The following is an 18,133-nucleotide window of genomic DNA, read 5'->3' on the forward strand; positions in this document are numbered from 1 at the left end:
AACGATAGTCGCATCGCCATGCGGCGCGCAACCGGATTCGCTACGCGGTTGCTGCGCAACGACAACCGTGGCGCGCGCCGCGGCGCATGGGCGTTTCACTGAGGATTGACCCTGGCGAACGGGCGGCGTTCCGCACAGAGGCGCGAGGACGGATGAATTTCGCCATGTGGATTTTGCCACGCGGCACATCAAGGGAGAGGAACGAGGCGTCCGGACGGACGCCTGCGAGGTCGCTGCGCACAAGGCCGAGCCCGCGCGCACGCGTTCTTCAGGCCGCCGCGACGTGCGCGAGCGCCGTCTTCACGAGCTTTTCGAGCAGCGGCTCGATTTTGCCGGCGAGCGCATCGTCATACGCATACGGCATCTGTTCCTGCATATACGTAATCTGCGACAGCTCGAGCTGTACCGCATGCACGTTCTGCGCGGGCTGGCCATAGTGGCGCGTGATATAGCCGCCTTTGAAGCGGCCGTTCGCGATGGCCGTATAGCCGCCATGCCCGTCGACGATCTTCGCCAGTGCTTCGGCGAGCCCCGGCGCCGCGCTTGCGCCGTTCGACGTGCCGAAGTTGAAATCGGGCAAGCGGCCATCGAAGAATCGCGGCACATGCGAGCGGATCGAATGGGCTTCCCACAGCAGCACCTTGCCGTGCTGCGCCTTCAGCGCCGCCAGCTCGCCCTGCAAGGCTTCGTGATACGGCTTCCAGTACAGGTCGCGGCGTCGCGCAACTTCGGCGTCGTCGGGCAGGTAGCCGTCGCGATAGAGCGGTTCCTTGTCGAACGTATCGACGGGCAGCAGGCCTGTCGTGTCCTGCCCCGGATAGAGGTTGGCGCCATCGGGCGGACGGTTCAGATCGATCACGTAACGCGCATAGGTCGGCGTGAGGATCGACGCGCCCATGCGTTTTGCGAACGCGTACAGGCGGTCCAGATGCCAGTCGCAATCGTCGGTGCGCGCGGCGACGGGCGTCATCTGCGCGGCGATATCGGCGGGAAGACGCGTGCCCAGATGCGGGATCGAGATCAGGAACGGCAGGCTTCCCCGATGCAGCGAGAAGACGGGCAAGGTATCGGTGGCGGTCATGTCGTCGGTGCTTATCAAGGTTGACTCGGGTTCACTTCAGCAGGTCGGCGAGCGCCGCGCGATAGTGCGCATACGCGTGCTCTTCGTCGCGATGCCTGCGGTTGTCGACGACTTTCGCGCCGCCCGCGTAGACATCGCGAATCGGCGTCTCGCCGTGCTCACAGAATACGACACCCGAAAGCCATGCGTCGTTCGCATGCTCGGCGATGCTCGCGTGATCCGCATCGAGCACGATGAAGTCCGCACGCGCGCCCGTGCGCAATGCGCCCACCGCTCGGCCCGTCGCGAGCGCGCCGCCTTCCAGCGACGCCGCAAACAGCCGATCCGCGACGCGCGGCATCTCAGCCGACGCAAGCACGTTGCGCTGCCGTCTCGACAGACGTTGACCGTATTCGAGCAGCCGCAGTTCCGCGCGCCAGTCGACACCGATATGGCTGTCGCTGCCGACGCCGATGCGCCCCTTTTGCTCCAGATAATCGTGCGCCGGAAAGATGCCGTCGCCGAGGTTTGCTTCCGTGGTCAGGCACAGGCCTGCGATCGCGCCGCTCTTCGCGAGCGCAGCCGTTTCATTCGCGTCGACATGCGTCGCGTGCACGAGGCACCAGCGCGCGTCGACATCGAAGCGGTCGAGCAGCCACTGCACGGGCCGCGCGCCTTCCGTTGCGACGCACGCGTCGACTTCCGCCGTTTGCTCGGCGATATGGATGTGCACAGGCGCGCCGGGCGACATCGCGTCGAGTCCACTCAACAACTCGCGCAGCGAATCGTTCGACACCGCGCGCAACGAATGCGGCGCGACGCCATAGCGCAGCGCGCCATGCTCGGGACGCGCGCGGCGCAGCGTGTCGAGCAACCCGAGCAGACTGTCGGGCGTGTTGATGAAGCGGCGCTGGTCGTCGCGCGGCGGTTGCGCGCCGAAGCCCGCGTACTGATACAGCACGGGCAACATCGTGATGCCGATGCCGCTCGCGCCCGCTGCATCGACCACGCGTTGCGCGAGTTCTGCGTCGTTCGCGTAGCGCTTGCCGTCCTGCATGTGATGCACGTAATGGAATTCGCAGACGGACGTATAGCCCGCCTTCAGCATCTCGATGTAAAGCCATTGCGCGATCGACGCGAGCCCTTCCGGCGTGATGCGCGCGGCGAATCGATACATCAGGTCGCGCCAGCTCCAGAAGTTATCGGTCGCGTTCGCGCGGTATTCGGTGAGGCCCGCCATCGCGCGCTGGAACGCGTGCGAATGCAAGTTTGGCATGCCGGGCAATACAGGACCGCTGGCTTTCGCGACGCCCGCGGGCGCTTGCGCATCGGGTGTCACCGAAACCAGCGCGCCTTGCGCGTCCCATTGCAGCAGCACGTCGCGCCGCCAGCCTTCGGGCAGATACGCGTGATCGGCAAAAAGCGATTGAGTGGCTTGAGTCATAGTCGATCCCATTCTCGCGTCGCGCTCAGCGCGCCCGACGCTTATAGACGGTGTCGCCGCCGCGCACGACGCGCTCGCACAGCGGCCGTCCAATCCAGTAAGCAAGTTCCGCGAGCGATTGCACCGACCACACCGCGAAATCGGCGGCACGGCCCACGGCGAGCACGCCATGCGTATCCGCCTTGCCAAGTGCCTGCGCCGCGTGGCGCGTCACGCCTTGCAGCACTTCGGGCACGGTCATGCGGAACAGCGTGGTCGCCATGTTCATCATCAGCGGCAATGAGGTCGAAGGCGAGGTGCCCGGATTGCTGTCCGTCGAAATCGCGATGGGCACTTCATAACGGCGCAACAGTTCGAGCGGAGGCAACTGCGTTTCGCGGATGAAGTAGAACGCGCCAGGCAGCAGCACGGCGACCGTGCCCGCTTCCTTCATGGCGGCGACGCCCGCTTCGTCGAGAAACTCCAGGTGATCCGCCGACAATGCGCGATGCCGCGCCGCCAGCGCGGTGCCGCCACCGTTCGACAACTGCTCCGCGTGCATCTTGACGGGCAGCCCGCGACGCGCAGCGGCATTGAACACGCGCTCGCTCTGTTCGAGCGAAAAGCCGATGCGCTCGCAGAATACATCGACGGCATCGACGAGCCCTTCGTCGGCCAGTGCGGGCAACATGCGCTCGCAGACTTCGTCGATGTAATCGTCGGCGCGGCCCGCGAATTCCGGCGGCAACGCATGCGCGCCGAGAAACGTCGTGTACACCGTCACCGGGTAACGCTCGCCGAGTTGCCGCGCGACGCGCAGCATCTTGCGCTCGGTTGGCAGATCGAGGCCGTAGCCGGATTTGATTTCGATGGCCGTGACGCCTTCGGCGAGCATCGCTTCGAGGCGCGCGGCCGACTGCGCGAACAGCGACGCTTCATCGGCGGCACGCGTGGCGCGCACCGTCGAGACGATGCCGCCGCCCTGCTTCGCGATGGCTTCGTAGCTGACGCCCGCGAGACGCTGCGCGAATTCGTCGGCGCGCTGGCCGCCGTAGACGAGATGCGTATGGCAATCGACGAGACCGGGCGTCACCCACGCGCCGCCCAGGTCTTCGCGCGGCCACCCGGCGTATTGCGCGGGCAACTCGCGCGACGAACCGAGCCACGCGATGCGGCCGTTTTTTTCGACGGCGATCGCGGCGTCGTCGATCGTTTGATTGGGATCGCCCTGCGGACAGAGCTTCAGATGGTTCCAGACGGTTTGCTTCATGGCAGGGCTGTCTGTGATTTGGGCAAGCGCTCAGGCTTGCGATGTGTCGGTGTAGCGGATGCTGACGGCGAGCAACGCGCCCTTCCCTTTGACTTCGCACGACAGCGCGCGGGCGTTGTCGATGCGCAAGGTGTCATTGCTCACGAGCGTCGTGGCATGAGCATGGTCGCCCATGATGACGAGCAACTCGCCTTGCGTGCAAAACAGCAGCACGACGTCGGCGTCAAGTTCTGCGCGCATTTCGTCGCGCCAGATTGCAACATCGCCCGTTGCCGTGCCACGCCGCACCATCAGGTTGAAGTCGCGCGTCGCGCCGTCGATGAGACGTGCATCGATGGCCGTTTCGCCTTCGAAGCGCGCGATGTCGAGCGGCTCGCGCAGCGCGTGCGTCGCACCGCCCGCTTCATCGAGCAACATGCCCGCGCCCGATAGCAGCACGAGCGTCCGGTCGATTCCCACGAAACGCGAGAACGGACCGGCTTGCGCGACATCGGCGACGCTCACGCGCCACACGAACGCGTCGAGCGCCGCGCCCTCGGGGAACGCGGCAACTTCGCGCGTGACGCCGCCGCCGTTCTTCCACGGCGACGCCACGAGGTCCGCGCCGCGAATCAGCGACACGCTTGCAGACGATGGCGTCGCGGACACGATCAGCGGCCCAGCATCGGCAGCTTGAGACCGGCTTCGCGAGCGGTCGACTGCGCGAGTTCGTAGCCGGCATCCGCGTGACGCATCACGCCCGTTGCGGGGTCGTTGAACAGCACGCGGCCGAGGCGCTCATGCGCGGCATCCGAACCATCGGCGACGATCACGACGCCCGAGTGCTGGCTGAAGCCCATGCCGACACCGCCGCCATGATGCAGCGACACCCACGATGCGCCGCCTGCCGTGTTCAGCAGTGCGTTGAGCAGCGGCCAGTCGCTGACGGCGTCCGAGCCGTCCTTCATCGATTCCGTTTCGCGGTTGGGGCTTGCAACGGAGCCCGTATCCAGGTGATCGCGGCCGATGACGATCGGCGCCTTCAGTTCGCCGTTCTTGACCATTTCGTTGAACGCCTGGCCCAGACGATAGCGATCCTTCACGCCAACCCAGCAGATACGCGCCGGCAAGCCCTGGAACGCGATGCGTTCGCGCGCCATGTCGAGCCAGTTGTGCAGGTGCGGATCGTCGGGGATCAGTTCCTTGACCTTCGCATCCGTCTTGTAGATGTCTTCCGGATCGCCCGACAGCGCGACCCAGCGGAACGGGCCCTTGCCTTCGCAGAACAGCGGACGGATATACGCGGGCACGAAGCCGGGGAAATCGAACGCGTTCTGCACGCCCATTTCCAGCGCCATCTGACGGATGTTGTTGCCGTAGTCGAGCGTCGCGGCGCCGCGTTCCTGCAGCGTGAGCATCGCTTGCACCTGCTTGGCCATCGACTGCTTGGCGGGCGTCACGATGCTCTGCGGGTCCGTCTTCATGCGCTCGCGCCAGTCTTCGATGTTCCAGCCTTGCGGCAGGTAGCCGTGAATCGGGTCGTGCGCGCTGGTCTGGTCGGTCACGCAGTCCGGCGTGATGTTACGCTTCACGAGTTCGGCGAATACGTCGGCGGCATTGCCGAGCAAGCCGATCGATACGGGCGTGCCCGTCTTCTTCGCTTCTTCGATCATTGCGAGCGCTTCGTCGAGCGTCATCGCCTTCTTGTCGACATAACGCGTCTTCAGACGGAAGTCGATGCGCGACTCATCGCATTCGACGGCGATCATCGAGAAGCCCGCCATCGTCGCCGCGAGCGGCTGCGCGCCACCCATGCCGCCGAGGCCGCCCGTCAGGATCCAGCGGCCCTTCGGGTCGCCGTTGAAGTGCTGGTTCGCCACCGAGAAGAATGTCTCATACGTGCCCTGCACGATGCCCTGGCTACCGATGTAGATCCAGCTGCCCGCCGTCATCTGGCCGTACATCATCAGGCCCTTGCGGTCGAGTTCGTGGAAGTGATCCCAGTTCGCCCAGTGCGGCACGAGATTCGAGTTCGCGAGCAGCACGCGCGGCGCATCGGCATGCGTGCGGAACACGCCAACGGGCTTACCCGATTGAATCAGCAGCGTCTCGTTCTCTTCGAGGTCCTTCAGCGACGTGAGGATCTGATCGAAGCAATCCCAGTTACGCGCCGCGCGCCCGATGCCGCCATACACGACGAGCGCATGCGGATGCTCGGCCACTTCCGGGTCCAGGTTGTTCTGGATCATCCGGTACGCGGCTTCCGCGATCCAGGTCTTGCAGGTTTTCTCGCTGCCACGCGGTGCGCGGATCGTGCGGGTCGGGTCGAGACGCGGGTCGATGTGTTTCGGGTTGTTCATGATGCCCTCGGAAGCGCTGATAACTCGGTAACGGAGTCGAAGATTGAACGGAAACTGGAATTCAAAAGTGGCCGGTGAACCGGTAGCGGTTGCCCGGATGCCAAAGGTTGGCCACCGAAGCGACCACACCCTGCGACCACGTGCGCCGATGCAGCACGAGGCAAGGTTCGGCGTCGTCCATCGTCAGATGCCGGCGGGTGTCGGCATCCGGCGCGGCTGCTTCGATGCGGTACTCGACGCGCTGCAGCGGCGCGACGCGCACGAGATACTGGTTAGGCGTCGTGTTGGTGAAGTCCTGCAACGCATATTCGGGCGCGACGGCCGGGTTCACCCAGCGCTCTTCGAGCTGGACGGGTTCGTCGTTCTCGAAGTGCAGCACGCGCGAATGAAAGATCGGGTTGCCCGCACTCACCTGCATTTCAGCAGCGAGTTCTTCGTCGGCGATCGCGGCGCCCACGTGCAGCACCTTCGCGTGATAACGATGGCCACGCGCGACGATCTCGTCGGAGATGCTGCGGATCGCCACCAGCGTCGACTCGTACTTCGGCCGCGCGACGAACGTGCCCGAGCCCTGAACGCGCGTGAGCACCTGATCGGCCGTCAATTCACGCAACGCCCGGTTGACCGTCATGCGCGCGACGTTGAATTCGCGCGCAAGCTCGTTCTCCGATGGAACCTGATGGCCTTCGCTCCATTCGCCCGCGTGAATGCGGGCGAGGATGAAGTCCTTGATTCCCTGATAGGCCGGTGCGTTCATGCCGGGCGTCTCGCTATGCGGATGAATTAACGTTGCTCGGAGATGAACGAGAACGGGCTGTGCGCCGCGATCGTGCCGTCTTGTACGAGCTTCGTGCACGCCGCGATGTCAGGCGCGAAGTAGTGATCGAGTTCGTAGTGCGCGACCTGAGCGCGGATCGTGTCCATCACCTTTTGCAGCGACGGGCTGGTCTTGTGCGGCGCACGCAGATCGACGCCTTGCGCGGCGGCGAGCAGTTCGATCGACAGGATGTTCGCGGTGTTCTCGGCGATGTCGGCGAGCTTGCGCGCGGCGAACGTCGCCATCGACACGTGATCTTCCTGATTGGCGGACGTGGGCAGCGAATCGACGGAAGCCGGGTGAGCCAGTGTCTTGTTCTCCGATGCGAGCGCGGCAGCCGTGACGTGCGCGATCATGAAGCCCGAGTTCACGCCACCATCCTTGACGAGGAACGGCGGCAGGCCCGACAGCGTCGCGTCGATCAGCAGCGCGATCCGGCGCTCGGCAAGCGCGCCGATTTCCGCTACGGCGAGCGCGAGGTTGTCGGCGGCGAACGCGACGGGTTCAGCGTGGAAGTTGCCGCCCGACAGCACTTCGCCCGTATCCGGGAAAATCAGCGGGTTATCCGACACGGCGTTCGCTTCGACGAGCAGCACTTGCGCAGCGGCGCGCATCTGGTCGAGGCACGCGCCCATGACTTGCGGCTGGCAGCGCAGGCTGTACGGGTCTTGCACCTTGTCGCAGTCGGCGTGCGACACGTTGATGGCCGAGCCTTCGAGCAGCGTGCGATACGCAGCGGCGGCGTCGATCTGGCCTTGATGGCCGCGCAGTGCGTGAATGCGGTGATCGAACGGTTTGACGGAGCCCATTGCCGCGTCCACCGAGAGCGCACCCGCCACCAGACCCGTGCGGTACAGATCCTCGATCGCGAACATGTTGTACAGCGCGAGCGCCGTCGATGCCTGCGTGCCGTTCAGCAGCGCGAGGCCTTCCTTCGCTTGCAGCGTCAGCGGCTTCAGGCCGACGAGGCGCAGGCCTTCCGTCGCCGGGACGCGCTCGCCCTTCGCGAACACTTCACCGACGCCGAGCAGCACGGCCGACATATGCGCGAGCGGCGCGAGGTCGCCCGATGCGCCGACCGAGCCCTTCACGGGAATCACGGGCAGCACGTCGGCGTTGAACAGCTTGATGAGCGCCTCCATCACTTCGCGGCGGATGCCCGAGTGACCGCGGCCGAGACTCGACAGCTTGAGCGCGATCAACAGGCGCACGACGGGCCGCGACATCGGCTCACCGACGCCGACGGCGTGCGAGAGCACCAGATTGCGCTGCAGCAGTTCGAGCTGATCGTGCGGAATGTGCGTGCTCGCGAGACGGCCGAAGCCCGTATTGATGCCGTACGCCGGCTCGCCCTTCGCGGCGATGTCCGCGACGGCTTGAGCGCATGCGTCGATGTCGGCGAAGCTCGCGGGATCGAGTTCCAACGTGACCTGCTCGCGAGCGATCTGGCGCAGTTGGGACAAAGTCAGGGTGCCGGGCGTAAGGATCATGATGTGAGTTCCTGTCTATACAAATTTTGAGAAAGTGTAGCCGCGTCAGCTTGTATATACAACTCAAATTTTGGGGTTTGAGATAGGGACTTTCCATTAGGGGCAGCGGGTTTGCTGGCATGGTTCTGGCAGTTTGGCCCGCCCTGTCTGGTTGCGGCAGCGAGCTCGGTTCAGGTGCAGTCTTGCCAGAGAAAGTCCGATAACTTGTATATACACGTTCAATTTTCGGGTTGGCAAGCGGACAAAAAGCGGCCTTGTCGCGGTCGGCCGGTCACCGAACATGGCCGCAGCGTTTCTCCTCGATCGCCATTCTTGACTCCAGATCAAGATTGATTTGAAACCAGCCCACTTTTTGCAAAACTCGCCCGCCTCCATACTCAAGTCATTCCCAGTTTTCTCTCAAAGGAGAACGTCTTGAACATCTTCATCACTGGCGCAAGTGGCTTTATCGGCGGATCGATTGCGGCGGGTCTCGTGCGCGCGGGTCATCGTGTGACGGGCCTGATCCGCAACCCGGAGCATGCGGCTGAACTGAAGCGCCTCGGCATCCAGCCTGTGGTCGGCACGCTCGACGACCGCGACTTGCTGATCGCGCAAGCCAAAGCCGCCGATGCCGTCATCAATGCGGCAAGCAGCGACCATCGCGGCGCGGTGGAAGCGCTGATCGAAGGTCTGGAGGGCTCCGGCAAGCCGTTTCTGCATACGAGCGGTTCGAGCATAGTCGGCGATGCGTCGGGCGGCGAGCGCGGCGACGCGAAGATCTACACGGAAGACGCGCTACCCGAGCCGACGGCAGACAAGGCCCCGCGCGTCGCAATCGACAACCTCGTGCTCGACGCGGCAAAACGCGGCATCCGCTCGTCGGTGCTATGCAACACGCTGATCTACGGGCATGGCGCCGTCAAAGGCAGCGCGAGCGTGCAACTGCCACGACTCGTGCGCCAGGCGCAAAAGAGCGGCATCGTGCGGCATGTGGGCAGCGGCGGCAACATCTGGTCGAATGTCTTTATCGACGACGTGGTAGAGCTGTATCGGCTCGCGCTCGACAACAGCCCGGCGGGCACCTTCTATTTCGTCGAAAGCGGCGAAGCGTCGTTCCGCGAGATGACGGACGCGATCGCCAAAGCAATGCACCTCGGCCCGGCTCAAGACTGGCCGCTCGATCAGGCGATCGACGAATGGGGCTACGAAATGGCGTCGTATGGTCTCGGCTCGAACAGCCGCGTGCGCGGCACCCGCGCACGCAAACTGCTCGACTGGCAGCCGACGCACACGTCGGTGATCGAGTGGATCGAGAACGACATGACGAAAGACGCGTAAAACACGCGTCGAACCGCGCGTAGAACGTTGGCCAGCGCACACGTTGTAAGCCAGGCTGTTGCGTATCCGTAAGCTCGCATCGCTAGAATCGGCGATGTTCGATCAGGTTGATGACAACCTCGATCTTTCGGCTCGAGCCCGGATCATTCAATGTTGCTTGCACTCAATTTCGACTGGCTGACCAATCTGCTCGCGATTCTGTTCGTGGTCGCGTGCCTGTACGACTCGCGCTACGACGAGTACGGCACGCTGACGCTCGCGTCGGGCGCGATGGGTCTCGTCGTGATGGGCATCCAGGAGTTTCTCAGGCCCGCGTTCGAAATGTCGCTTTGAACGCGGGTCCGGAATGGCAGGCCGCCTTCCACGCCTGAGAGCCCATCACTTGTGCGCCGCGTCATGACAGCAGGCGCCCGTCTGCTGTTTTTCCTGCGCCAGCGTCTTGCCCGTCACGCCGTCGTCATAGCTGTCGTGACGGCGCAGCCAGCCCATCATCTTGTTCTCGTCCTCATCGCGGCCCTTCGGCACGAAATCGAGCAGCGTATACGTGCCGATCAGCGGCTCGCCGCCACGACCGTATGACGAGAACGTGCGAAAGATCTCGCCCTTGTCGTTGCGGTAAAACACGCTCATGCCGGGCAGTTCGTCGCACGCATAGTCCTGCGTCTCGAAGTTGTAGACGACTTTGCCATGCGCTTCCTGCTCCGGCGCGAACGACACGTCGAAGTCGTAATTGAAGTCGCTGCCGAACGACGACACCCAAGGGAACTGCCATCCCATGCGTGTTTTGTACGCATCTATCTTCTCGAGCGGCGCGCGCGAAACGGCCACATACGTCACGTCGCGGTGCGCGAGATGCACGAGCGCGCCGTCGATGTGATCCGACAGGAACGAGCAGCCGGGACAGCCCTGCTCCCAGTCCGGCCCGAGCATGAAGTGATAGACGATCAACTGGCTGCGTCCCGCGAACAGGTCGGCAAGCGTCTTCGTGCCTTCGCGCGTATCGAACGTGTAGGCCTTGTCGACCTTCATCCACGGCAGCGCCTGACGCTTCTTGACGAGCGCGTCACGGGCGCGCGTAAAAGCCTTTTCCTCCGCCAGATGCGCGCGTTGCGCGGCCAGCCATGCTTCGCGTGAAACGATCTTGTGCTCTTCCATCTGCTCCTCCAGTTGCGCGGCCGTATCGCTGTTTGCAATCGGTCGCGGCCTTCACGAGAAATAGCGTTCGAGTCCGTCGAGCGCTTCCGTCCATCCGCCGCGATGCGCGTCGCGCGCGGCTTCGTCAAAGAACTGTTCGTGCGTGAGCGTGAGCCATGTGCCGTCGCCATCGGCTTTCAGCGAAAACGTGACGATGGACTCACGTTCCGGCGTCGAGTGGAATGCCCAGCTATAGACGAGCTTTTCGTTGACCGCGACTTCACGGAACAGGCCACTCACGTCATGCATTTCGCCGTCCGGCGCGCGCATGATCATGTGAAAGCGGCCGCCCACCTTCAACTCCATCTCCGAGAGGATCACGTCGCAGCCGCCGGGATGCAGCCACTTCATGATCTGCTGCGGGTCGGTCCACGCACTGAAGACTTTTTCCGGCGACGCGTTGATGTGTCGCTGGAGCGTGAGACTGGGGCGGGCGGACATGACGGCTCCTCCACATAGGCGGCCAGTTGATCGAGTGCTTCGGACCAGAACTGCTGATAGCGTTGCAGCCAGGACATGGCCTGCTCCATCGGCGCGGCGGACAGACGGCATGAGACTGTGCGGCCCGTCTTGGTGCGAGTGATGAGGCCCGCGTCGGCCAGCACGTCGAGATGCTTCATGACGGCCGGCAGAGACATGGCGAATGGTTCTGCGAGTTGGGAGACTGACACGTCTCCCCTTTCCGATAGACGCGCGAGTAGCGCGCGGCGGGTTGGGTCCGCTAGCGCGGCGAACGTGCGATCAAGGTCTTGTAACTTAACCATGAGGTTAAGTTTAGGTCGCTGGGGCGATGTGTCAAGGGTTTGGTTTTTTTGCCGCTTCGCGGTCGAGCCTTCGTGGCGCGGGCGTTGCCGGGCGGTGTTTTGGGTTTCGCGTTGGCATCGGCGTGTTGCCTTCGTGCCTCGTGCTTCGCGCGTCGCCGTTTTGTTTCTTGGCCTTCGCGTTGGCATCCGCGATTTGCCTTCGTGCTTCAAGCGTCGCCCCTGTGCGGGGCGGCACCTACTTTTCTTTGCCGCCGCAAAGAAAAGTAGGGGCAAAAGAAAGCGGCTCACACCGCCAATCCTTGTGTTTGCCTGAGGGCCCCCAACCGGTCCTACGCTTCACACGGCAATCACGTGACCCATGTTCGTTGCCAACGCTCTCTCTGTACGCATCACCCGCATCATGCACCCGCGTTGCAGCCTGCCGTGCCAGATAGTCCACCGCCGCCCAGGTGGCAAACTGTGTGTAGGCCGTAGTACTGCATACGCCTCACTCCGGACCGATAGCGCACGCGTCCCACCCTGTAAGAGCGCCAAGCTATACGCCGCGACAACCTACACACAGTTTGCCACTTGGGCGGCACATGCCGTTCGCTGCCGCTAGCGCGTGTGCGGGTGTTTGAAGCGGGTGAGGCGCGCATTTGAAGCGTTGGCAACGCACGCGAACAGAAATGCTGCCGTGTGAAGCGTAATTCTATTTCTAATTCAACAGTGAATTAATGATCCAAGGCCACGCGACGATGGAGCGAACCCGTTGATGGTCCAGCTCAAGGTCGCGAAGCGAGTCACACAGATGGTGTTCGAGCGCGTCGATGCTGTCGAAGACACGGTTGTGAAAGGACTTTTCCCGCAGATCGTCCCAGAGATGTTCAACTGGATTGAGCTCAGGCGAGTACGGCGGGAGCGTGAGCAGGCGCAGATTGTGGGCCAGCCTGAGCGAAGCACTCTGATGCCACCCGGCGCCATCGAGGACCATCACGATTCGGTCGTCGGGATGACGCGCGCAGACCTCATCGAGAAACAGCTGCATGCAGGCGCCATTGACGTGCGGCAGGATCAGCGAGTCGAGTGCGCCATCAGTCACGGAGACGGCGGCATAAGCGTACGTGTACTCCTGCGTCACCATCGCCTGACACAGCGGGCGAGTGGGTTTGGGGCACCAGCAACGCCGCGTGTCGGAGATGCGACCGAAGCGCGCTTCGTCCTGAAACATCAGGCGGATCGCCCCTTGGCCCGGCCACGCGCGCTCGATTTCGAGGATGACGTCGGGGAGTTTTTTTTCCAGGCGTCCTGGGCGGCCACATCGGCCTGGGGGTGTCGCTTGTCGGGTGCCAGCTTGCGCCAGCCATGACGGTGTAGCAGGTTGTAGGCGGAAGCCAGGGCAACCTTGCGCCCAAGTCGTTCGTCCAGCGCCTGCTTGATCTCGCCCACCACCAGGATGCCGCCCGCACTGGCCTTCTCGAAGAAGGGCGCAAGAAAGGCCGCCTCTTCTTCTCGCGTCATATTCTCCCGGCGGCGACCACCTGGCGTGGGGCGGTCGACCTCAGGCAGCCCGCCCGCCAGGATGAAGCGCCGGCGCAACTGACAGGCCCAGCCGACCGACACGCCAATCGCTTGCGCGGTCTGCGCGAGCGTCAGCCCGAATTCCAGCGGTAACAGTACTGCTTGTGCCTGCCGCAATTCATCTACCGTCCTGGCCTCGACCACGAGCCGCTTCGCCCTTTCGAGAACTTCACCACCACTCGCTTGACGAACCATCGCACATCCCTCAACACAAGAAAGGTGCGCTTATTATTTCACTATTGAATTAGAAATGGAATAAGACCGGTTGGGGGCCCTCAGGCAAGAACTAGCGCTGGCGGTGTGAGCCGCTTTCTTTTGCCTACTTTTCTTTGCGGCGGCAAAGAAAAGTAGGTGCCGCCCCGCACAGGGGCGACGCCTGAAGCTAGATAACAAATCGCGGACGCCAACGCAAAGGCGAAAACACCACCCCAGCGTCGCAGACAAAAAAACTTCAGATCGCCCACCCGCCGAGATAAAACACAGCAAGCACAACAGCAATCGCAACCGTCCCGACATTGAGCTTGCGCCATTCCCCGCTAACGACACGCCCAATCACCAGCGTACAGAACCCAAGCATGATGCCCGTCACGATATTAGCCGTCAGCACGATAAAAACAGCACACACGAGCCCCGACATTGAATCGACCATATCGTCCATATGCAGCTTGCTCACGCTGGAGAGCATCAGCAGCCCGACATACATCAAAGCAGGCGCAGTAGCATAAGAAGGCACAAGCGCGGCAAGCGGCGAAAAGAACATCACGACGAGAAACAGCAACCCAACGACAGCCGCAGCCAGTCCCGTCTTCGCGCCCGCAGCAACACCAACCGTCGACTCAATATACGCAGCAGCCGGCGCCCCGCCCATAAAACCCGAGAAAATCGAACTGAGCGAATCAGCCGTCAACGCGCGGCCACCGTTGATAATGCGGCCATTCTCGTCGAGCTGACCAGCCTGCCCGGCAACGGCGCGGATCGTACCCGTCGCATCGAACACAGCCGTCATCACCAGCGCAAGCACGCTAGGCAGCACAGCAAGCGACAACGCGCCCTTGATATCCATCGCTCCGATCAGCGACGCATGCCCCGGCGCACTCAACGAAGGCAGCGCGAACACACCATGAAACGCAACAGCAGGATCGAGCAGCAACGCAAGCGCCGAAATCGCGACGATCACGATCAGGATCGACCCCGGCACGCGGCGGCGCACCAGACCGAAGATGGCGGCGAGCCCGCCCACCGACATCAGCACAGGCAACGACGTGATATTCCCCAGCGCGACGGGCAGTCCCGGCCCAGGATTCTTCACGACGAGGCCGACATCGTTCGCGGCGATCAGCAGCAGAAAGAGACCGATGCCGATGCCCGTCCCATGCGCAACGCCCGCAGGCAGATTGCGCAGAATCCACGAGCGCACACCCGTCACCGAGATCCCGGTGAATACGAGGCCCATCAGGAACACCGCGCCGAGCGCGACATTCGGCTGCAAGCCCTTGCCGAGCACGAGCCCGAACGCGGTAAAGGCCGTCAGCGAAATTGCGCAGCCGATCGCAATGGGCAGGCGCGCCCAGATGCCCATCAGCAGCGAGCCGAATGCCGTCGTCAGGCACACGGCGACAAACACCGCGCTGGTGTCGAAGCCCGCCTTGCCGAACATGCCCGGCACGACGAACACGGAATAGACCATCGCGAGAAACGTCGTGATGCCGGCGACGATTTCCTGGCGTCCCGTGCTGCCGCGCGCCGTGATGTCGAAAAAGCGGTCAATGAACGCCGCCGGCTGGTCGCGAGTCTTGTCGAACGCCTCGCTCCCGGCTTCCGCGATGCTCTGGGCCTGGGGTTCCATCATGATGAGTGCCTCCTTTATCAGCATGCCGAAACGGCTGCCGTCACAGGCTCGCCGTCATCAGGTTCGTCTCGTTGAGTAGTAGATGTAGTGCGTGTTGCGCTTTCCGCATGGCGCGCAGGTGCGCATCGTCCTCGTGACGGCGGGTAATCCGTCGCTGGACGATCGATCGACATCGCGTTCCGTTTTCACCAGTCCACGACCCACTTCACGCCGTTCTTTTTATGCTGAAGCGAAGGTTAGGCGAATCCCAATATATCTCCCATCGCAATAAAAACATGCCGCGCATGTCGCAACGCGTATATCGCTTGACACGCGGCAATGCGGGCTGCGCACCCGGGTGTTAACACCTACGGTTGCGGCCTGCCCGACGCGCGTGTGAAGCCCTGCTGAAAGGGCTTTGAAGCCTGCTGCCGGACCTGTCCAACGCAGCCAAAACAGGGGCCGTTCGACGTCACGGGTTAAACTCTCGGCAAACCATGCCTTTAACTCATTGCCGGCGAGGCTCTCGATGCCTGCATGAATCGCTGGATCGTCTCTTGCGACAGCACCTGCACACCTGCATCGGCCCGCCGCCCTGGCCACGGAGTCCCACTTGATGATTGGCGGTTTCCTACGTCCAGCCTTCCGTCTTTTGCTGTTGGCCGTTTTTGCGGCCTTTGCCGCCATGATGTCGGGCTGCAGCCTGTTCGGACCGACCGAGCAGCCGCCTGCGCCCATCACCGAAGCCACGGTGACGCCGCTAGTCGTTCCCGCCCTCGAACCCGCCTCCGAGCCGGACCAGGCCGAGGCGCCTGAACCCAAGGAACCGAAGAAGCCGCGACCGCCCGTCGTGCGCCCGCACAAGCCGGAGCCGCCGCCGCCCGTCGTCGCGCCCGCGCCGCCGCCTCCGCCGCCCGCTCCTGCCCCCATCATCGTGACCCGCACGCTCGATCGCAACACGACGCATGGCCTGCTCGACAGCGAAGTGCAGAAGCTCGACGGCAAGGTGCTCGGCCGCGCCATCGACATGACGGCTGACGGCAGCGGCACGCCGCGCCAGATGATCGTCAACCTGCAGGGATTTCTCGGCATCGGCGACCGCAAGGTCGGTTTTCCGTGGACTGCGTTCCGCTTCGCGCCAGGCGCGAAAGGCGCGCCCATCACGATCACGACCCCGCCAAACCAGTTGGCCGCGACCAACCGGGCGAAGCCGTCGGCTTCGCTCGCGACGCCGCTTGCGGCCGTGACGGCCGCGCCCGCGGTGCCGCCGGGGCAAATGGAACTGATGGATGCCGACGTCGAGCGTCCGAACGGCGGCAAGGTGGGCCGCGTGATCGACGTGCTGATCGATGTGAACGCGCAGCCGCAGGCCGTCGTGCTCGACGTGAGCGGCATCATCAGCCCCGATCGCCGTGCGATCGCCGCGAACTGGTCGGCGTTGCGCTTCGTCGCCAAGGACAAGACGCTGCGTCCGTTGATGGATCTCAATGACGCGCAGATCAAGGCGTCGCCCACTTACGAGTCAGACAAGCCGATCCGCGCGGTCTCGCCCGCCCCTGCTCCCACTCCAGTTCCCGCGTCCGCTCCTGCACCCGCTACAACGGCTGGCCCTTCATCGTCCGCTGTTGCGGCCTCAACCGCACGCACTTCACGATGACGAGCCGTCTCATGGTCAACGCACGCAGTCTCCGCGCCCTCGACTGGCTCAACTTCTTCGTTGCCAACGTGCAGACGGGATTCGGGCCGTTCATTGCTTCGTACCTTGCATCGCACAAGTGGACGCAGGGCGAGATTGGACTCGCGCTGTCAGTCGGCACGATCAGCGCGATGGTGAGCCAGGTGCCTGGCGGCGCGGCCGTCGATGCGCTGCGCAACAAGAAAGGCGCGGCTGCCTGGGCGATCATCGCGATCATTCTCAGCGCCGTGCTGCTTGCGGCGAGCCCGACCGTGCTGCCCGTGATGGCCGCCGAGGTCTTTCACGGCTTTGCGAGTTGCATGCTCGTGCCGGCGATGGCGGCCATCTCGTTCGCGCTCGTCGGCCGACACGACCTGGGCGACCGGCTTGGGCGCAATGCGCGCTGGGCGTCGATTGGGAGCGCTGTCGCTGCGGGTTTGATGGGGCTGTTCGGCGAATATTTCTCGGCACGCGCGGTGTTCTGGCTGACTGCCGTGCTTGCGGCGCCTGCACTCTTTGCGTTGTCGATGATCACGATGCCGCAGCATCAACCTTTGCCCGCGCACCAACCCGCGAAGAAGGAGCGCGACGACGCCGAAGAAAAGGAATCGATCTTCGAGTTGCTGCGTGACAAGCGGATGTTGATCTTTGCTGCGTGCGTCGTGCTGTTCCATCTGTCGAATGCGGCCATGCTCAATCTCGCGGCGGGTGAAGTGACGGCGGGCATGGGCGATAACGTGCAGCTGGTGATTGCTGCGTGCATTATCGTGCCGCAAGCGATTGTGGCGATGTTGTCGCCCTGGGTTGGGCGCACTGCCGAGCGCTGGGGACGGCGGCCTATTCTGCTGCTTGGGTTTTCTGCGCTGCCGGTGCGGGCTTTGCTGTTTGCTGGCGTTAGCAGCCCTTACCTGCTCGTGCCTGTACAGATGCTCGATGGCATTAGCGCTGCTGTGTTCGGTGTGATGCTGCCGCTGATTGCTGCTGATGTTGCCGGCGGCAAGGGGCGTTATAACCTCACTATTGGGCTGTTTGGCCTCGCGGCGGGGATTGGGGCGACGCTTTCTACTGCTGTTGCCGGGTTTATCGCCGATCGCTTCGGCAATGCGGTTAGCTTTTTTGGGCTCGCCGGTGCAGGGGCGCTTGCTGTGTTGCTTGTTTGGGCTGCTATGCCTGAGACTCGTGATGCGAATGGAGGTGTGCAGGAGAAGCCTGCACCCGCTGATGATGGGTCGTTGAAGCGGGCTAAGTGAAGCGGGTTTTTTTATCTTGCGACGCTGGGTGGGTTGTTTTTTTGCTGGCATCCGCGTCATGTCTTCGTGGTTCACGTGCTCGCCATTCGGTGTGGTGGCCTTTGCGCTGGCATCCGCGATTCGTTAGCGTGCTTCAAGCGTCG

General features: G+C 63.3%; 16 protein-coding genes and 1 pseudogene. 4 read left to right on the forward strand and 13 right to left on the reverse strand.

The features are described 5' to 3' along the window. Positions 1-268: 268 nt before the first annotated feature. From hutG to hutH, 7 genes are all read right to left on the reverse strand, one after another. Positions 269-1,081 carry an N-formylglutamate deformylase gene (hutG, locus tag H1204_RS10695; protein ID WP_180728287.1) on the reverse strand — a complete coding sequence of 271 codons (813 nt, stop codon included), beginning with the start codon at positions 1,079-1,081 and terminating at the stop codon, positions 269-271. 31 nt (positions 1,082-1,112) lie between these two features. Continuing rightward, the gene (locus H1204_RS10700) at positions 1,113-2,504 is read right to left on the reverse strand and encodes a formimidoylglutamate deiminase (RefSeq protein ID WP_180728288.1); all 1,392 of its coding nucleotides are present in this window, start codon (positions 2,502-2,504) and stop codon (positions 1,113-1,115) included. Between the two features lie 25 nt (positions 2,505-2,529). Further along, positions 2,530-3,753, reverse strand: a complete 1,224-nt coding sequence (hutI, locus tag H1204_RS10705) for an imidazolonepropionase (protein WP_180728289.1) — start codon at positions 3,751-3,753, stop codon at positions 2,530-2,532. Positions 3,754-3,783: 30 nt separating this feature from the next. Further along, complete coding sequence (locus H1204_RS10710) at positions 3,784-4,401, reverse strand: HutD family protein (protein WP_180728290.1); 618 nt, start codon at positions 4,399-4,401, stop codon at positions 3,784-3,786. A gap of 2 nt (positions 4,402-4,403) precedes the next feature. Beyond that, entirely contained in the window at positions 4,404-6,092 is a 1,689-nt protein-coding gene (gene hutU / locus H1204_RS10715; protein WP_180728291.1) for a urocanate hydratase, read from the reverse strand. 61 nt (positions 6,093-6,153) lie between these two features. Further along, a complete protein-coding gene (gene hutC, locus H1204_RS10720) occupies positions 6,154-6,849 on the reverse strand; it encodes a histidine utilization repressor (RefSeq protein ID WP_054930175.1) in 696 nt (231 codons plus the stop codon). 26 nt (positions 6,850-6,875) lie between these two features. Continuing rightward, positions 6,876-8,399 (reverse strand): histidine ammonia-lyase, encoded by a 1,524-nt coding sequence (gene hutH, locus H1204_RS10725; RefSeq protein ID WP_180728292.1) that lies wholly within the window; start codon positions 8,397-8,399, stop codon positions 6,876-6,878. 414 nt (positions 8,400-8,813) lie between these two features. Here hutH and H1204_RS10730 point away from each other — a divergent pair, with 414 nt between their 5' ends. Both H1204_RS10730 and H1204_RS10735 read left to right on the forward strand, forming a co-directional pair. Then, on the forward strand, positions 8,814-9,719 hold the full coding sequence (locus tag H1204_RS10730) for an NAD-dependent epimerase/dehydratase family protein (protein ID WP_180728293.1): 906 nt from the start codon (positions 8,814-8,816) through the stop codon (positions 9,717-9,719). Between the two features lie 150 nt (positions 9,720-9,869). Continuing rightward, positions 9,870-10,052, forward strand: coding sequence for a hypothetical protein (locus H1204_RS10735; protein WP_180728294.1), 183 nt, complete (start codon positions 9,870-9,872; stop codon positions 10,050-10,052). A gap of 45 nt (positions 10,053-10,097) precedes the next feature. Here the strand turns inward: H1204_RS10735 and H1204_RS10740 are convergent, their stop codons facing one another. From H1204_RS10740 to H1204_RS10765, 6 genes and pseudogenes are all read right to left on the reverse strand, one after another. Beyond that, positions 10,098-10,874, reverse strand: coding sequence for a thioredoxin family protein (locus tag H1204_RS10740; RefSeq protein WP_180728295.1), 777 nt, complete (start codon positions 10,872-10,874; stop codon positions 10,098-10,100). 51 nt (positions 10,875-10,925) lie between these two features. Continuing rightward, on the reverse strand, positions 10,926-11,354 hold the full coding sequence (locus H1204_RS10745; RefSeq protein ID WP_180728296.1) for an SRPBCC domain-containing protein: 429 nt from the start codon (positions 11,352-11,354) through the stop codon (positions 10,926-10,928). Continuing rightward, a complete protein-coding gene (locus tag H1204_RS10750; RefSeq protein ID WP_346015741.1) occupies positions 11,261-11,863 on the reverse strand; it encodes a metalloregulator ArsR/SmtB family transcription factor in 603 nt (200 codons plus the stop codon). Before H1204_RS10750 ends, H1204_RS10745 begins: the two co-directional genes overlap by 94 nt. A gap of 511 nt (positions 11,864-12,374) precedes the next feature. Continuing rightward, a complete protein-coding gene (locus H1204_RS51260) occupies positions 12,375-12,959 on the reverse strand; it encodes an IS630 family transposase (protein WP_243468616.1) in 585 nt (194 codons plus the stop codon). Next, positions 12,887-13,432, reverse strand: a complete 546-nt coding sequence (locus H1204_RS51265; protein ID WP_243468474.1) for a winged helix-turn-helix domain-containing protein — start codon at positions 13,430-13,432, stop codon at positions 12,887-12,889. The genes H1204_RS51260 and H1204_RS51265 overlap by 73 nt, the downstream gene beginning before the upstream one ends. Positions 13,433-13,688: 256 nt before the next feature. Beyond that, positions 13,689-15,005, reverse strand: a pseudogene (locus H1204_RS10765) (NCS2 family permease); the annotation flags it as partial. A gap of 676 nt (positions 15,006-15,681) precedes the next feature. Between H1204_RS10765 and H1204_RS10770 the strand changes: the two are divergent. Together H1204_RS10770 and H1204_RS10775 are read left to right on the forward strand one after the other, a co-directional pair. Then, positions 15,682-16,722 (forward strand): PRC-barrel domain containing protein, encoded by a 1,041-nt coding sequence (locus H1204_RS10770; RefSeq protein ID WP_180728299.1) that lies wholly within the window; start codon positions 15,682-15,684, stop codon positions 16,720-16,722. Continuing rightward, positions 16,719-17,990 carry an MFS transporter gene (locus tag H1204_RS10775; protein WP_180728300.1) on the forward strand — a complete coding sequence of 424 codons (1,272 nt, stop codon included), beginning with the start codon at positions 16,719-16,721 and terminating at the stop codon, positions 17,988-17,990. Before H1204_RS10770 ends, H1204_RS10775 begins: the two co-directional genes overlap by 4 nt. Positions 17,991-18,133 lie beyond the last annotated feature (143 nt).

The organism is Paraburkholderia sp. PGU19 (assembly GCF_013426915.1).
In the GTDB taxonomy this organism is placed as follows: Bacteria; Pseudomonadota; Gammaproteobacteria; order Burkholderiales; family Burkholderiaceae; genus Paraburkholderia.

What these genes read in the sequence shown, in the direction of transcription:
- hutG (WP_180728287.1), bottom strand. Translation starts at nt 1,081, where the DNA reads ATGACCGCCACCGATACCTTGCCCGTCTTCTCGCTGCATCGGGGAAGC.
- H1204_RS10700 (WP_180728288.1), bottom strand. Translation starts at nt 2,504, where the DNA reads ATGACTCAAGCCACTCAATCGCTTTTTGCCGATCACGCGTATCTGCCC.
- hutI (WP_180728289.1), bottom strand. Translation starts at nt 3,753, where the DNA reads ATGAAGCAAACCGTCTGGAACCATCTGAAGCTCTGTCCGCAGGGCGAT.
- hutU (WP_180728291.1), bottom strand. Translation starts at nt 6,092, where the DNA reads ATGAACAACCCGAAACACATCGACCCGCGTCTCGACCCGACCCGCACG.
- hutC (WP_054930175.1), bottom strand. Translation starts at nt 6,849, where the DNA reads ATGAACGCACCGGCCTATCAGGGAATCAAGGACTTCATCCTCGCCCGC.
- hutH (WP_180728292.1), bottom strand. Translation starts at nt 8,399, where the DNA reads ATGATCCTTACGCCCGGCACCCTGACTTTGTCCCAACTGCGCCAGATC.
- H1204_RS10735 (WP_180728294.1), top strand. Translation starts at nt 9,870, where the DNA reads ATGTTGCTTGCACTCAATTTCGACTGGCTGACCAATCTGCTCGCGATT.
- H1204_RS10740 (WP_180728295.1), bottom strand. Translation starts at nt 10,874, where the DNA reads ATGGAAGAGCACAAGATCGTTTCACGCGAAGCATGGCTGGCCGCGCAA.
- H1204_RS10745 (WP_180728296.1), bottom strand. Translation starts at nt 11,354, where the DNA reads ATGTCCGCCCGCCCCAGTCTCACGCTCCAGCGACACATCAACGCGTCG.
- H1204_RS10750 (WP_346015741.1), bottom strand. Translation starts at nt 11,863, where the DNA reads ATGCCAACGCGAAGGCCAAGAAACAAAACGGCGACGCGCGAAGCACGA.
- H1204_RS51265 (WP_243468474.1), bottom strand. Translation starts at nt 13,432, where the DNA reads ATGGTTCGTCAAGCGAGTGGTGGTGAAGTTCTCGAAAGGGCGAAGCGG.
- H1204_RS10770 (WP_180728299.1), top strand. Translation starts at nt 15,682, where the DNA reads ATGATTGGCGGTTTCCTACGTCCAGCCTTCCGTCTTTTGCTGTTGGCC.
- H1204_RS10775 (WP_180728300.1), top strand. Translation starts at nt 16,719, where the DNA reads ATGACGAGCCGTCTCATGGTCAACGCACGCAGTCTCCGCGCCCTCGAC.